This window comes from Actinoplanes sp. NPDC000266 (assembly GCF_042899005.1).
Taxonomy (GTDB): Bacteria; Actinomycetota; Actinomycetes; order Mycobacteriales; family Micromonosporaceae; genus Actinoplanes.
Map to the genome: position 1 here is coordinate 563,718 of NZ_JBIAZI010000006.1, position 14,060 is coordinate 577,777.

Here is a 14,060-nt window from a genome sequence, read left to right on the forward strand (position 1 = left end):
TACGAGGGCTAGACCTTACGGTGGGGTCATGAGCGACGAGCGGCGCGGATATCTCTACGGCCTCGCGGCGTACGTGATGTGGGGATTTTTCCCGATCTACTTCAAGCATCTTCAGCCGGCGTCGGCGCTGGAGATCCTCGCTCACCGCGTCGTGTGGTCGGTCGTCTTCGTGACCATGCTGCTCGCCGCGCTGCGGAACTGGCGGTTCCTCGGCCGGCTGCTGCGTACGCCGAAGCTGCTCGGCGGCATCTCGATCGCCGCCGTGTTGATCGGGGTGAACTGGGCGACCTACATCTACGGCGTGAACACCGACCGGGTCGTCGAGACCGCGCTCGGATACTTCATCACCCCGCTGGTCGTCGTGCTGCTCGGCGTCACCGTGCAGGGCGAGCGGCTGCGCCGGTGGCAGTGGATCGCCGTCGGTGTCGGTGCGATCGCGGTCGCCGTGCTCACCATCGACTACGGGCGACTGCCGTACATCGCCCTGCTCCTGGCCGCCAGCTTCGGGACGTACAGCCTGGTCAAGAAACGCATGTCGCTGCCGCCGGCCGAAGGTCTTTTCGTCGAGTCGTCGGTGCTCGCCGTGCCGGCGCTGGTCTTCCTGGCCTGGCTCAACATCGGTGGAGACGCGCAATTCGGGCACGTGTCGGCCACGCACACCGTGCTGATGGTTCTCTCGGGGCTGGCCACCGCCGTACCCCTGCTGCTCTTCGCCGGGGCGGCGAACCGGGTGCCGATGGTGGGCATCGGGATCCTTCAGTACGTCGCGCCGATCCTCCAGCTCGCCTGCGGCCTGCTCATCTATCACGAGCCGATGCCGCCGGCCCGCCTCGCCGGGTTCGCGCTGGTCTGGGTCGCGCTGATCATCTTCACCGTGGACGCGCTGACCCGGACGAGGCGAGAGAGGACGGCGATCGGCCCCGCAGCCGCCACTGCCGAGCCGATCGCCACCCTGCCACCCCGCTGACCTCAGGGTCAGGGGACGTCGTAGGCCAGGAGCGCCTTTCCGTCGTACCGCACCAGCTCAAGCCGGGAGAGGCTGCCCGGCCCGAAATGCGTGGCTCCGGGCATGGTGAACTGCGAGCCCGGCTCGGCCTGCCAGGAGCCGACCTGCTCCTTCTGCTCGTCCGGGCCGTAGGCGATCAGGCGAAAGGTGTACGGGCGGCTCGCGGCCGCGCTGTAGTTGCAGACCATGTCCACTTTGGTGCCGCCGGGCGTGCCGGTCAGCCGCAGCGTCGCCTTGATCGGCGAGGCGCCGTCGACCGCCGTCATGGCGACCGCCGGGCCGGGCGGAGGCGCGGCCGGGGCCGCCGTGTCCCGCGTCCAGAGGAACAATCCCGCGCCGACCAGCACCACGAAGATCGCCGCGGCGGCGGTGCTCAGAAGGCGTACACGAACGCCCTTGTCCTTTTTGCGACGCTTAGCGGAGGGTGCCAACGTGGCCCACTCCGACGTAGCCCAGTCGCGTAGCGACGCTCCGGGGTGGCTCGTGCCGCCGGTGAGCGTGGGATCGAGGAGCTTGGCGAACTCCTTGGCGTCGAGGCGAGCGAGCAGATCGGGCATGGCCGACAGATCGGCCACCGCCTCACGGCAGAACGAGCACGTCGCCAGGTGTTGCTCGTAGGCGGCCCGCTCGGCCGGCGACAAGGCACCCAGTACATACGCCCCGTCATCGTGCTCATGCTCACAGCGCACCCCGTCACCACCCTCCGCTGATCTCCCGCTTGCACCCTGTCTTACGAGAGGGACGAACGTGGAGTTCAACGGAGTCTTAGGTTCCCTTGTCAGGCGGTGGCCGACTCGCCCGCGGAGAGCGCTTCGGCGACATTTCGGGCAGCCGACGTCAGCTTGGCCCGGACAACCCGGGCGGAAGTGAGCATCTCGGCGGCCGGCAGCGCGCAGGAGAGCACGAGCCGCCGCTCGATGTCGCGGTCGGCGATGACCAACACCGCGGCACACGCCAGCCCCTGCCGGAACTGTCCCATCTCGAGCTGCATGCCCCGCCGCTCGCCCGCGGCCAGGTCGGCCTCGAGCGCCTCGGGCGTGGTCAGCGTGGCCGGGGTGAACGCGCGCATGCCGTAATCACGCAGATAACGGGCACGCTGGTCGGGCGTGAGCGTGGCCAGCAGGGCCTTGCCGAGCGCGGTCGCGTGGCCGCCCTCGTCGAAGCCCGGCGTCATGTCGTCGATGAACGGCGACCGGGCGCCCTCGGCCGAGGCGGTCACCGCTATGCGACCGCCCACGAAGCGGCCGAGATAGTGGCTGTAGCCGCTGTCCAGAGCGGCCCGCCGCAACGCCTCGCCGACCGCGGGCGGGCCACGGAACGCGGAGACGAGCTCCCGATAACGGTCGGCGATCTCCAGTCCCACGATGTACGTGCCGTCCTCACGGCGGATCACGTAGCCCTCGTAGGCCAGAGTGCGCACAAGGTGATACGTCGTCGCGACGGTCAACTCGCACCGTCGCGCTATCTGCTTCACGGTGAGTCCGCGCGGGGCTCGACCTACCGACTCGAGAACGCGCAGGGCGCGTGACACGCTCCGGATCAGATCGGACGGCTCCGCCAGGGGGTCGCGCACAGCTACCTCCGACGCCAGGGACTTACACCATATGAATAATCTTCCTCCGGGGGAATGCCAAAAGCATGTGGATCACGATCGATTTACACGAGCCGTGTGGTCATTAGCACTCAGCGCGCTCGATAGCACCGCGCTGTCATAGCCTCCGATTGATGATCGTTTCACCCTCCAGAGCCGTCGCCGGCGCGCTGACCACCACGATCGCGGTGAGCGTTCCGGTCTTTCTGGTGGGCGGTCTGGCCGTACAGATCGGCGACGAGCTCGGCTTCTCCCCCGCCGGACTGGGCCTCGCCGTCTCGGCCTATTTCGGAGTCAGCGCCCTGGCCTCCGTGCCGGCGGGCGCCCTCGTCGAACGCTACGGCGCCGCACCGGTGTCACGGGCCGGAATCGCCCTGGCCTCGGCATCGCTACTTGGCGTAGCGATCTTCGCGAGTGCACTGTGGAGCCTCATCGCCATTCTGGCCCTCGGCGCCGCCGCCAACGCGATGGGCCAGCTGGCCAGCAACACGAGCCTGTCCCGGCACGTGCCGGCCCGCCGCCAGGCCCTGTCGTTCGGCGTGAAGCAGGCCGCCATCCCGATCAGCACGCTGCTCTCCGGCGCGTCGGTGCCCATCGTGGCCCTGACGATCGGCTGGCGGTGGGCATTCGTGCTGGCCGCGGCCTTGGCGCTGGCCGCTCTCCTGCTCGTGCCGAGCGACTCGCCACCCGCGGCCACGTCGACCTCGACCCAGGCCAAGCGGGCCACCGGCGCCCTGATCGTGATCGGTCTCGGCGCCACCCTCGCCTCCGGCGCCGCCAACGCCCTCGGAACCTTCCTCGTCGACTCGGCCGTAACCCGCGGCATAGCCCCCGGAGCGGCCGGCCTGACCCTCACGCTGGGTAGCGCCGTATGCGTCGCAGCCCGCATCCTCGGCGGCTGGCTGGCCGACCGCCGCCCCGACAATCAGGTGGGCGTGATCGCCGGCCTCCTGGTCTGCGGCGCCGCCGGCCTGGCCCTGCTGGCCGTCCCTGGCACCCTCCCGTTGATCGCCGGCGTGGTGCTCGGCTTCGGCCTCGGCTGGTGCTGGCCCGGCCTGATGAATTTCGCCGTCGTCCGGCTCCACCCGCAGGCCCCCGCCGCCGCCACGTCAATCACCCAAACCGGCGTCTATGCCGGCGGCTGCATCGGCCCACTCGGCTTGGGCACGGTGGCATCCACAACGAGTTACCCCGTCATGTGGTCGGTCGCCGCGACATCCATGCTGACGGCGGCCGCCTTGATGCTTCTGGGCAGCAATCTCCTGCGCCGTCACGCCATCTGAAATTAAGCGTCGCCACGTCTCGTAATCAGCGCCCCACCACAATGAGTGATGTCTCGGCGGCCTGATTACCGACAACCATTTAAAGACGATGTCGCATCTGGGTGGGGCGTACGGATCGCTGCTCCCGCCGAGGGCCCGGCCGCGGCGAGCAGGGCGCTGGCGCGCCCAGAACGCTCACCACACCCGGGCGACCTGAGTGAGTGGTTGCGCTCAACCCAAACCCGACCATCCGCGCCAGCAGACAAATCGGACGGCACCACAAGAGCGCGAAAGGGATTTCCGCAACGCCTCTGCCAGTCACGCACGGTTCTTCAGCGCCCAGCCCCATCCGCGCCAACTCCGACTCCCACACCGCGTAGACCTGGAGGGAACCTCGACCAGCGACTCCCACCCCGCATGGACCTCGATGGAACCTCGACCCAGCGCCTCAGGAGGCCATCGGCGCAGCTTTAGGCGGGCGCTTCAACATGACGCAGTCGGAAGCCCTCGGGGGCGGGACCTCAACGCGGCCACGTCGGGACCTCGGCACGGCTACGAGCCACAACCTCCACTCGGCCGCAGTCAGGACCTCGGAACAGATGCGAGCCACACCTCTACTCGGCCGGGGTCAGAACCTCGGCACAGATGCGAGCCACAACCTCTGCTCGGCCTTCGTGGGGGTTCGGCGTGGGCGTGGTCGGGAGGTTCGGGGAGGGGCTTTGGTGGGGTTTGGGGCGGGATGCTGGGGCCGGATGGGTGGGCGGTGAGCTGCGGCGGCCCGGATGTCGGGGGTGGGGGTGCGGGGGTGGGTTCGGGCTTGGCGGCGTACGTGTGCCAGATCTTGATTTTGATCTTGCTGCTGTGACCCCTGGGGCCGTGGGGGTCGGGAGCATGTGGCATCGTGAAAGCGTGGTGAGCACCGGGGATATGACGCCTTCCGACATGGCGCTGTCGTCGCTCGGCCTCGACGTCGATCCGAGGGTCGATGCGTCGGTGACGGCGACTCTGGCTGCTGTGGAGGAGGAGCTTCGGGCCAACGTGGCCAGCGCCGATCCGCTGGTGGCCGAGGCCGCGCGGCATCTCGCCGATGCGGGCGGCAAGCGGTTCCGGCCGCTGCTCGTGGCGCTGGGGGCGCAGTTCGGAGATCCGCAGGCGCGCGAGGTCGTCGCGGCGGCCAACGTGGTCGAGCTGACCCATCTGGCGACGCTTTATCACGACGACGTCATGGACGAGGCGCCCGTGCGGCGGGGGGCGCCCAGCGCCAACTCGCGCTGGGGCAACTCCGTGGCCATTCTCGTCGGCGACTACCTGTTCGCGCAGGCCGCCGACCTGGCCGCCACGCTCGGGCCGGAGGCCGTTCACCTTCAGGCGCGCACCTTCGCGCGGCTGGTGCACGGCCAGATCGCCGAGACGGTGGGCCCTCGCGGCACCGATCCGATCGAGCACTATCTGCATGTCATCACGGAGAAGACGGCGTCCCTGATCGCGACGTCGGCCCGCTTCGGCGGCCTCTTCTCGGGCGCGCCGGCCACGTCGGTCGAGGCGCTCGCCGGCTACGGCGAGACGATCGGCATCGCGTTCCAGCTCTCCGACGATCTGCTCGACATCGCCTCCGAGTCGGTGCAGTCGGGCAAGACCCCCGGCACCGACCTTCGCGAGGGCGTGCCGACCCTGCCCGTGCTCTACGCCCTGGCCGGCGACGACACAGACGCTTCGGCCGTACGCCTCCGCGAGCTCCTGGCCAGCGGCCCGATCACCGACGACGCCCTGCACGCCGAGGCCCTCACCCTGCTCCGCGAGTCCGCCGCCATGAAGAAGGCCCGCGAGACGGTCCGCACCTACGCGGAGGAGGCCCGCGCCCAGCTGGCCCCGCTCCCGGCCGGCGACGCCAAGCGGGCCATGGAAGCCCTCTGCGACTTCATCGCCGACCGCACAAGCTGACCGCGCCCCGAGCCGACCGCCCCAGCGACTACGAAGCCGAAGACTGAGCGCTGAGAAACGCCCGGACTGCGGCCAACCACGCCTCGGGATCGTCGAAATGCGCCATGTGCGCGGCCTCGGGGATCTCGGCGAGTGTGCTGCCGGGCAGCTCGGCGTGCAGCCGCCGCGCCACACCAACCGGGAAGCCCATGTCGCGCGCTCCGTGGACCACCAACGCCGGGCCACCCCACTCCCGCAGCACGCGCGGCGCGTCCTCGGGGGCGGCCGGCCGGAGCTTCCCCGCCGCGTACGGCTCGTTCCAATCGCTCGAGAACCGCACCCCGTCGAGCACCTCATGCCACTCGGCCAGCCGGTCCAGATGCCAGATGGCCAGCGGCGCGTCGGCCACCGCCATCGCCCGGCTCAGCGCCCCGTCCGGCGCCTCCGGCCCGCTGAGCACGGGATCGCTGAACGACACCTCGGGACACAACCGGCGCCGCTCCTGATAGTCCGCCGAGGGCGACCAGTTCCGGTACGCCGTCGTGGAGGCCAGGATCACCGACCGCACCAGCTCCGGATGTTGCTCGACGACCCGCATGGCCACCATGCCGCCGTACGAGAAGCCGAGCACGTCCGCCTTCTCGGCGCCGAGGCTCCGGACCAGCGCCGCCACGTCGTCGGCCAGATGATCGGGCTGGAGCGCCGAGACGGGCAGCTCCGGCGTACGGCTGCTGCGCCCGCACCCCCTCAGGTCGAACATCACGACATAAGCCACGTCGCTGAGCCGCGCGACCGCCGGAAGCAGATAGCTGTGGTCCCACGTCGGCCGGCTCGGGTCACCGAACCGCCGCACGAACAGCGATACACCGTTGACCAGCATGTTTTCGCCGCCGCTCGACAAGTTGTGGTTCACTCCCCGCGTGCGTAAGTGGGCTGCGGTCGTTCTCGGGATCCTGCTGGTGGTCGTGGCCGCTGTCGAGGGTTCTCGCTGGTGGACGGGCCGCGCCCCTTATTCGGCCGACGACCTGGCCGCCCGGGCCGATCTACGGCTCGTCGACGAGGCCACCGCCGAGTCCGCTCTGAGCCCCAACATCATCCCGCGGCTCGCCCCGGGCCAGCAGGTCTTCCTCGGCCGGGTGTCCTGGCTGCGCCCGCAGCGGGCCGAGGGCGCTCTCTATGTGATGGTGCTGCACAACCGCAGCCATCGCCCACCGGCGATGCTCATTCCGAAGGCCACGTCCGACGACGACCTGGGTCTCGGCTCGACCGGCGCCCTGTGGGACGCCGCCGACCGCTACCCGTGGCTGGCCGGGGCGGCGGGCGTGCACGAGCCGGGATCGGACTACATCTCGACCGACGCCGTCGCGATCTATTCGCTCGACCCGGGCGAGGCTACTTTCGCCGCGGTTCTGCTGCCCAGCGACGTCGATCTCGGGAGCCGGATTCCGAGCGCCCCGGCGCCGGCCCGGGCCGAGGACCTGACCGTCGCCCTGGTGCAGGTGAACGAGCACGGCCGGGCCACCTGGGCCCAGCGCCTCCTGAATTGACGAGGCGCCAGGCACCTCGGCCCAGCGCCTCCTGAACCAGCGAGGCGCCAGGCACCTCGGCCCAGCGCCTCAACTAGCGAGGCGCCGGGCCGCCGGTCATCGGACGAACTGGGCCGCGTCCCGGGTCAGGTCGATCAGCGGGGCGGGCACGACGCCCAGGGCGAACGTCGCGATCACGCCGATGGCCAGGGCCGCCGACGTCAGGAAGCCGGGGATGGACACCGTCGGGGTCGACTCGCCGGGCTCGGAGAGCCACAGCAGGACGACCACCCGCAGGTACGGGAAGGCCAGCAGCATGCTCGTGAGCACGCCGACGATGACCAGCCAGGTCTGCCCGCCCTCGATGGCCGCCCCGAAGACCGCGAACTTGCTGGTGAAGCCGCTGGTCAGCGGGATGCCCGCGAAGGCCAGCAGGATGAAGGTGAAGACCGCGGCGAACAGCGGGCTCTTGCGGCCCAGGCCCGCCCAGCGGGACAGGTGGGTCGCCTCCCCGTCGGCGTCGCGAACCAGGGTGACGATGCCGAAGGCGGCGAGGACCGTGAAGCCGTACGCCACCAGGTAGAACATCGTGCTGCTGAGGCCCTCCTCGTTCAGGGCCAGCACGCCCACCAGCAGATATCCGGCGTTGGCGATCGACGAGTAGGCGAGCAGCCGCTTCATGTCGGTCTGTGTGACCGCCAGGACCGCGCCGGTCAGCATGGTCAGGACCGCGACCGTGCCCAGCACCGGCTGGAAGTCCCAGCGGACGCCGTCGAACGCCACGTACAGGATCCGCAGCAGCGCGCCGAAGGCCGCGACCTTCGTACAGGCCGCCATGAGCGCCGTGATCGGGGTCGGCGCGCCCTGGTAGACGTCGGGCGTCCACACGTGGAACGGCGCCAGCGCCGCCTTGAAGAGCAGGCCGATGGCGAGGAGCGCGAGACCCCCGTACAGCAGGATCTGGCTCTGCTGGGGGTTGCTCACCGCCTGGTGCACCTGGTCGAGGCTGATGCCGCCGGCGAAGCCGTAGATGAGCGCCACGCCGAACAGGAAGAACGCCGAGGCGTACGACCCGAGCAGGAAGTACTTGAGGGCAGCCTCCTGGCTGAGCAGGCGCCGCCGGCGGGCAAGCGCGCACAGCAGGTAGAGCGGCAGCGAGAAGACCTCGAGCGCGACGAACATCGTGAGCAGGTCGTTGGCCGCCACGAACAGCAGCATGCCGCCCAGCGCGAACACGGTCAGCGGGTAGACCTCGGTGAGGCCGGGCTGGTCGCCGGCCTGCTTCACGTCCTTCTGCGAGCCGACGGTGATCGCCGCCTGGGAGACGAACGGGCCGCCGCGCTCCAGCGAACGGTCGCCGATCAGCATCAGCGAGACCAGGCCGAGCACGAGCAGCGCGCCCTGGAGGAACAGGGTCGGTCCGTCGACCGCGACCGCGCCACCGATGGTGATCGTGCGGGTGCTGTGCTGGGCGACCACCGCGACGAAGGCCGCGATGACGCCGAGCGCGGCCAGGCTGAGCTGGACGGTGTTGCGCAGCCGCCGCGGCGTGGCCACCTCGACGACGATGCCGACGCAGGCCACCCCGAACAGGATCAACATCGGCAGGAGCGCGCCGTAGTCGATGGCGGGCAGTTTCAGGTCTCCCATGGCTAGCGCGCCACCCTTTCATTCGCGACGACCGGTGTCGGGTCCTGCACGCCGACGTCCTGCATGGTCGCCTGCACGGCCGGGTTGATCACATCGGTGAGCGGCTTGGGATAGAAGCCGAGCAGGATGATCAGCAGGATGAGCGGGGCGACCACGACCTTCTCCCGCAGCGTGATGTCGCGGCGCATGGCCGGCACCGTGGGCAGGGTCGGGTTGAGCGTGCCCTGGGTGGTCCGCTGGATCATCCACAGCACGTACGCGGCGGCCAGGATGATCCCGGCGGTCGCGATCACGGCGTACGTCTTGTGCACCGTGAAGGTCCCGATCAGCACCAGGAACTCGCTGATGAACGGGGCCGTGCCGGGCAGGGCCAGCGAGGCCAGACCAGCGAAGAACAGCACGCCGGCCAGCACCGGGACCATCTTGCCGGCGCCGCCGAAGTCGCTGACCAGGTTCGATCCGCGGCGGGCGACGAACATGCCGACCACGATGAACAGCAGGCCGGTGGCCAGGCCGTGGTTGACCATGTAGAGCACCGAGCCGGTCCCACCCTGCGTGGTGAAGGCGAAGATGCCGATGCCGATGAAACCGAAGTGCGCGATCGAGGTGTACGACACCAGGCGCTTCAGATCGTTCTGCCCCACCGCCAGCAGCGCGGCGTAGATGATGCCGATGACCGCGAGGACCAGGGCCGCCGGCGCGAACCAGCGGGAGGCCTCCGGGAACAGCGGCAGGCAGTAGCGCAGGATGCCGAACGTGCCGACCTTGTCCATCACGCCGACCAGCAGCGCGGCCGCGCCGGCCGGGGCGGCGCCACCGGCGTCCGGCAGCCACGTGTGGAACGGGAAGAACGGCGCCTTGATCGCGAAGGCCACGAAGAAGCCGAGGAACAGCCAGCGGGCCGTGTCCTGGTCGATCGAGCCGGCGGCCGCGGCCAGGTTGTTGAAGTCGAACGTGTGCCCGCCGACCACCCACAGCCCGATCACCGCGGCCAGCATGAACAGGCCGCCGACGAGGCTGTAGAGGAAGAACTTCACCGCGGCGTACTGCCGGCGGGGTCCGCCGAACGAGCCGATGATGAAGTACATCGGGATCAGCATGACCTCGAAGAACACGTAGAACAGGAAGATGTCGGCGGCCGCGAAGACGCCGATCATCGTGAACTCGAAGGCCAGCAGCAGGGCGAAGTACGTCGGCACGGAGCGCTTGCTCTGGTCGACGTCACGCCACGACGCCAGGATGACGATCGGGAAGAGCACCGCGATCAGCATCAGCATGACCAGCGCGATGCCGTCGGCGGCGAAGGTGAACCGCGCGTCCCAGGACGGGATCCAGGCGTACGACTCCCGGAACTGGAAGCGGTCGCCCCCGGTCTGGAAGGCGATCCACATGACGACGCTCAGCACGAGCACCACCAGCGACCAGCCCAGCGCGACCATCTTGGCCAGGTCGGCCTTCGCGCGCGGAATGCAGGCCACCACCACCGCGCCGACCAACGGCAGCAGAGTCAGGATGGACAGAAACGGAAAGTCGTTCACGCCAACCACCCAAGCTGGATCGCGAGGAAGGCGCCGACGACGAGGACGGCACCGGTGAGCATGGAGAGGGCGTACGACCGAACGAACCCGGTCTGCAGTCGCCGGAGGCGCCCGGAGCTGCCGCCGACACCGGCCGCGATCCCGTTGACCAGCCCGTCGATGCCCTTGTTGTCGAGGAAGACCAGCGCCCGCGTGAGATAGATGCCGGGCCGCTCGAACACCGCCTCGTTGAACGCGTCGGTGTAGAGGTTGCGGCGGGCCGCCGTGACGACCACACCGGCCGGCTGCGGCTCGAGCGCGGTCCCCTTGCGGAACAACGCCCAGGCCAGACCCGCGCCGAGCACCGTGACGACCAGGCTCAGCACCGTGATCAGGCTGTGCGACAGGACCGCCTCGTGCTCGGCCTCGGGTCCGAGCACCGGCTCCAGCCAGTGCGGCACGTCGGTCCAGACCATCAGCCCACCGGCGGCGATCGAGCCGAGAGCCAGAATCATCAAAGGCACGGTCATGATGTACGGCGACTCGTGCGGATGCTTGTTGTCCTCGGTGTACCGCTCGGGCCCGTGGAACGTGAGCACGAACAACCGCGTCATGTAGAACGCGGTCAGCCCGGCCCCGAGCAGCGCCGCCATGCCGAACAGCCAGGACGTCCAGTCACCGCGCTCGAAGGCGGCCGCGATGATCGGCTCCTTGGAGAAGTAACCGGACAGCGGCGGGATGCCGATGATGGCCAGCCAGCCGGTGGCGAAGGTCAGCCACGTCCACTTCATATATTTCCGCAGGCCGCCGAAGCGGCGGATGTCGACCTGGTCGTGCATGCCGTGCATGACCGAGCCGGCCCCGAGGAACATGTTGGCCTTGAAGAAGCCGTGCGCCAGCAGGTGGATGATGGCCAGGGCGTACGCCCCGCCGCCGAGCCCGACGCCGACGAACATGTATCCGATCTGGCTCACCGTCGACCAGGCCAGCACCCGCTTGATGTCGTCCTTGGCGGCGCCGATGATGCAGCCCATCAGCAGCGTCAGGGCGCCGACGCTGACCACGATCACCTGGAGCGTGTGGTTGGCCGAGAAGATCGGGTTGGACCGTGCGATCAGGTAGACACCCGCGGTGACCATGGTGGCCGCGTGGATGAGGGCCGAGACCGGGGTCGGGCCCTCCATCGCGTCCGGCAACCAGGCCTGGAGCGGGAACTGACCGGACTTGCCGGCCGCGCCGAGCAGCAACAGGATGCCGAGCACCAGCGTCACGGTCGAGCTCAGCCCGCCCACGCTGTTGAACACCTCGTCGTAGTTCGTGGTGCCGAGGTAGGCGAAGAGCATGAAGATGCCGATGGCCAGGCCGGCGTCGCCGACCCGGTTCATCAGGAAGGCCTTCTTGCCGGCGGTGGCCGCTGACGGCCGGGTGTACCAGAACGAGATCAGCAGGTACGACGCCAGGCCGACGCCCTCCCAGCCGAAGTAGAGCATGACGTAGTTGTTGCCGAGGACGAGCAGGAGCATCGCCGCGACGAACAGGTTGAAGTAGCCGAAGAACCGCCGGCGGCCGGGGTCGTGCTCCATGTAGCCGACGGCGTAGATGTGAATGAGCGAGCCGACGCCGGTGATCAGCAGGACGAAGACACCGGACAGCGGGTCGAAGAGCAGTCCGAAGTCGACATGCAGGCTGCCGACGGCGATGAAGTCCCAGAGGCTCTGTTGCGCCGTGCGCTGACCCTCTTCCAGGTCGGCCAGGCTGATAAAGAAGATCAGGCCCAGCACGAACGAGGCGGCCACCGCGAGGACGCCGAGCCAGTGTCCCCACTTGTCAGCCCGCTTGCCCAGCAGCAGCAGGATCGCCGCGCTGGCGAGCGGAATGGCCACGAGCAGCCAGATTCCGCTCAGCACCCCCGACGCGGGGGCGTACTCCACTGCGTGTTCCACGTGAAGGCCCCTTTAGTACTTGAGGAGGTTCGCGTCGTCGACGCTCGCGGAGCGCCTCGTACGGAAGATCGACATGATGATCGCCAGACCCACCACGACCTCGGCCGCCGCGACGACCATCACGAAGAACGCGATGATCTGGCCGTCGAGGCTGCCGTTGATGCGGCTGAAGGTGACCAGGGCGAGGTTCGCGGCGTTGAGCATCAGCTCGATGCACATGAACAGCACGATCGCGTTGCGGCGGACGAGCACCCCGGAGGCGCCGATGGTGAAGAGGATGGCCGCCAGAACGAGGTAGTAGTCAGGAGTCACTTCTCTGTTCCCTTCGGAGCCGCCTCGTCCGCCGTGAGCTCGCGGAGGGGCAGGATCGGGGAGATGCTCCGCTCGGCGCCGTTGCCGTCCGGCAGGCGGGCGGGCGCGGCGACCGACATGGTGTTGGCGTACACACCCGGTCCCGGCTTCGGCCCGGGGTAGTTGCCGGGACGGAAGCGCTGCTTCATCCGGGTCAGCTGGTCGACGACGTCCGCCTTGGTCCGCTCGACGTGAGCCAGGATCATGGCGCCGACCGCCGCCGTGATGAGCAGCGCCGACGTGACCTCGAAGGCGAACACGTAGCGGGTGAACAGCAGCGCCGCCAGGCCCTGCACGTTCCCGTTGGCGTTGGCCTCGGTCAGGCCGACCGTGGGGGTGTCCCCGAGCGACCGGGCCAGGCCGGTGCCGACCAGGATCGCGAAGCCGACGCCGAGAATGATCGCGGCGACCCGCTGGCCGCGCAACGTCTCGATCAGCGAGTCCGACGCGTCCCGGCCGACCAGCATGAGCACGAACAGGAACAGCATCATGATCGCGCCGGTGTAGACGATGATCTGCACCATGCCCAGGAACGGCGCCGCGTTGACCACATAGATGACGCCCAGGCAGAGCATGGTCAGCACGAGCCAGAGCGCCGAGTGCACGGCGTTGCGGGCGATGACCATGCCGAGCGCGCCGATGACCGCGATCGGACCGAGGATCCAGAAGGCGACGGCTTCGCCGGTGGATACGGCGTCCATCACACGGCCTCCTTGGAGGCGGCGCCCGTCGCGTCCTCGGCGTCGTTCGTGGCCCAGGGGGCCCGCTCGGCGCCGACCGAGGTGCCCGGGTTGGTGAGAGCGCCGACGTAGTAGTCCTTGTCGGTCTCGCCCAGGCGCATCGGGTGCGGTGGCTGCTCCATGCCCTCCAGCAGCGGGGCCAGCAGCTCCTTCTTCGTGAAGATCAGGTCCTGCCGGCTGTCGCGGGCCAGCTCGTACTCGTTGCTCATGGTGAGCGAACGGGTCGGGCAGGCCTCGATGCACAGACCGCAGAAGATGCACCGCGCGTAGTTGATCTGGTAGATCCCCGCGTACCGCTCACCGGGCGAGAAGCGCTGCTCGTCGGTGTTGTCGGCGCCCTCGACGTAGATCGCGTCGGCCGGGCAGGCCCAGGCGCACAGCTCGCACCCGATGCACTTCTCCAGGCCGTCCGGGTGCCGGTTGAGGATGTGCCGGCCGTGATAGCGCGGGGCCGGCGTCGGCGGTGTGAACGGGTAGTCGGTCGTGATGACCTTGCGGAACATGTGCGCGAAGGTCACCCCGAAGCCCTTGAACGAGCCGGTGAACGTACCCAC

At 69.1% G+C, this 14,060-nt stretch carries 13 protein-coding genes; 4 read left to right on the forward strand and 9 right to left on the reverse strand.

What is annotated here, in order from left to right; genetic code table 11:
- Positions 1–28: 28 nt before the first annotated feature.
- Positions 29–967, forward strand: coding sequence for an EamA family transporter RarD (rarD, locus tag ACFY36_RS26895; RefSeq protein ID WP_499748687.1), 939 nt, complete (start codon positions 29–31; stop codon positions 965–967).
- 8 nt (positions 968–975) lie between these two features.
- Here rarD and ACFY36_RS26900 read toward each other — a convergent pair whose 3' ends face one another.
- Together ACFY36_RS26900 and ACFY36_RS26905 are read right to left on the reverse strand one after the other, a co-directional pair.
- Positions 976–1,647: an anti-sigma factor family protein gene (locus tag ACFY36_RS26900; protein WP_499748688.1), complete on the reverse strand. Its 672-nt coding sequence runs from the start codon at positions 1,645–1,647 to the stop codon at positions 976–978.
- Positions 1,648–1,784: 137 nt separating this feature from the next.
- Complete coding sequence (locus ACFY36_RS26905; protein WP_499748689.1) at positions 1,785–2,579, reverse strand: IclR family transcriptional regulator; 795 nt, start codon at positions 2,577–2,579, stop codon at positions 1,785–1,787.
- 152 nt (positions 2,580–2,731) lie between these two features.
- Between ACFY36_RS26905 and ACFY36_RS26910 the strand changes: the two genes are divergently transcribed.
- Positions 2,732–3,880 carry an MFS transporter gene (locus ACFY36_RS26910; protein WP_499748690.1) on the forward strand — a complete coding sequence of 383 codons (1,149 nt, stop codon included), beginning with the start codon at positions 2,732–2,734 and terminating at the stop codon, positions 3,878–3,880.
- Positions 3,881–4,786: 906 nt separating this feature from the next.
- Positions 4,787–5,800: a polyprenyl synthetase family protein gene (locus ACFY36_RS26915; protein ID WP_499748691.1), complete on the forward strand. Its 1,014-nt coding sequence runs from the start codon at positions 4,787–4,789 to the stop codon at positions 5,798–5,800.
- 28 nt (positions 5,801–5,828) lie between these two features.
- On the opposite strand, the gene ACFY36_RS26920 is transcribed toward ACFY36_RS26915, so the two are convergent.
- Complete coding sequence (locus ACFY36_RS26920) at positions 5,829–6,692, reverse strand: alpha/beta fold hydrolase (protein WP_499748692.1); 864 nt, start codon at positions 6,690–6,692, stop codon at positions 5,829–5,831.
- A gap of 7 nt (positions 6,693–6,699) precedes the next feature.
- On the opposite strand from ACFY36_RS26920, the gene ACFY36_RS26925 reads away from it, so the two are divergent.
- Positions 6,700–7,326 carry a hypothetical protein gene (locus tag ACFY36_RS26925; RefSeq protein ID WP_499748693.1) on the forward strand — a complete coding sequence of 209 codons (627 nt, stop codon included), beginning with the start codon at positions 6,700–6,702 and terminating at the stop codon, positions 7,324–7,326.
- Positions 7,327–7,422: 96 nt separating this feature from the next.
- On the opposite strand, the gene nuoN is transcribed toward ACFY36_RS26925, so the two are convergent.
- The 6 genes from nuoN to nuoI are packed head-to-tail and all read right to left on the reverse strand — an operon-like array spanning position 7,423 to position 14,060.
- Positions 7,423–8,955, reverse strand: a complete 1,533-nt coding sequence (nuoN, locus tag ACFY36_RS26930; RefSeq protein ID WP_499748694.1) for an NADH-quinone oxidoreductase subunit NuoN — start codon at positions 8,953–8,955, stop codon at positions 7,423–7,425.
- A 2-nt stretch (positions 8,956–8,957) separates the two neighbouring features.
- Positions 8,958–10,493 carry an NADH-quinone oxidoreductase subunit M gene (locus tag ACFY36_RS26935; RefSeq protein WP_499748695.1) on the reverse strand — a complete coding sequence of 512 codons (1,536 nt, stop codon included), beginning with the start codon at positions 10,491–10,493 and terminating at the stop codon, positions 8,958–8,960.
- Positions 10,490–12,415: an NADH-quinone oxidoreductase subunit L gene (gene nuoL / locus ACFY36_RS26940; protein ID WP_499748696.1), complete on the reverse strand. Its 1,926-nt coding sequence runs from the start codon at positions 12,413–12,415 to the stop codon at positions 10,490–10,492. Before nuoL ends, ACFY36_RS26935 begins: the two co-directional genes overlap by 4 nt.
- A gap of 12 nt (positions 12,416–12,427) precedes the next feature.
- On the reverse strand, positions 12,428–12,727 hold the full coding sequence (gene nuoK / locus ACFY36_RS26945; RefSeq protein ID WP_097327870.1) for an NADH-quinone oxidoreductase subunit NuoK: 300 nt from the start codon (positions 12,725–12,727) through the stop codon (positions 12,428–12,430).
- Positions 12,724–13,467 carry an NADH-quinone oxidoreductase subunit J gene (locus ACFY36_RS26950; RefSeq protein WP_499748697.1) on the reverse strand — a complete coding sequence of 248 codons (744 nt, stop codon included), beginning with the start codon at positions 13,465–13,467 and terminating at the stop codon, positions 12,724–12,726. The genes nuoK and ACFY36_RS26950 overlap by 4 nt, the downstream gene beginning before the upstream one ends.
- Entirely contained in the window at positions 13,467–14,060 is a 594-nt protein-coding gene (gene nuoI / locus ACFY36_RS26955) for an NADH-quinone oxidoreductase subunit NuoI (RefSeq protein ID WP_097327868.1), read from the reverse strand. The genes ACFY36_RS26950 and nuoI overlap by 1 nt, the downstream gene beginning before the upstream one ends.

Excerpts from the sequence above, each read along its gene's own strand:
- ACFY36_RS26915 (WP_499748691.1), top strand. The coding sequence starts at position 4,787 with ATGACGCCTTCCGACATGGCGCTGTCGTCGCTCGGCCTCGACGTCGAT.
- nuoN (WP_499748694.1), bottom strand. The coding sequence starts at position 8,955 with ATGGGAGACCTGAAACTGCCCGCCATCGACTACGGCGCGCTCCTGCCG.
- rarD (WP_499748687.1), top strand. The coding sequence starts at position 29 with ATGAGCGACGAGCGGCGCGGATATCTCTACGGCCTCGCGGCGTACGTG.
- ACFY36_RS26950 (WP_499748697.1), bottom strand. The coding sequence starts at position 13,467 with ATGGACGCCGTATCCACCGGCGAAGCCGTCGCCTTCTGGATCCTCGGT.
- ACFY36_RS26910 (WP_499748690.1), top strand. The coding sequence starts at position 2,732 with ATGATCGTTTCACCCTCCAGAGCCGTCGCCGGCGCGCTGACCACCACG.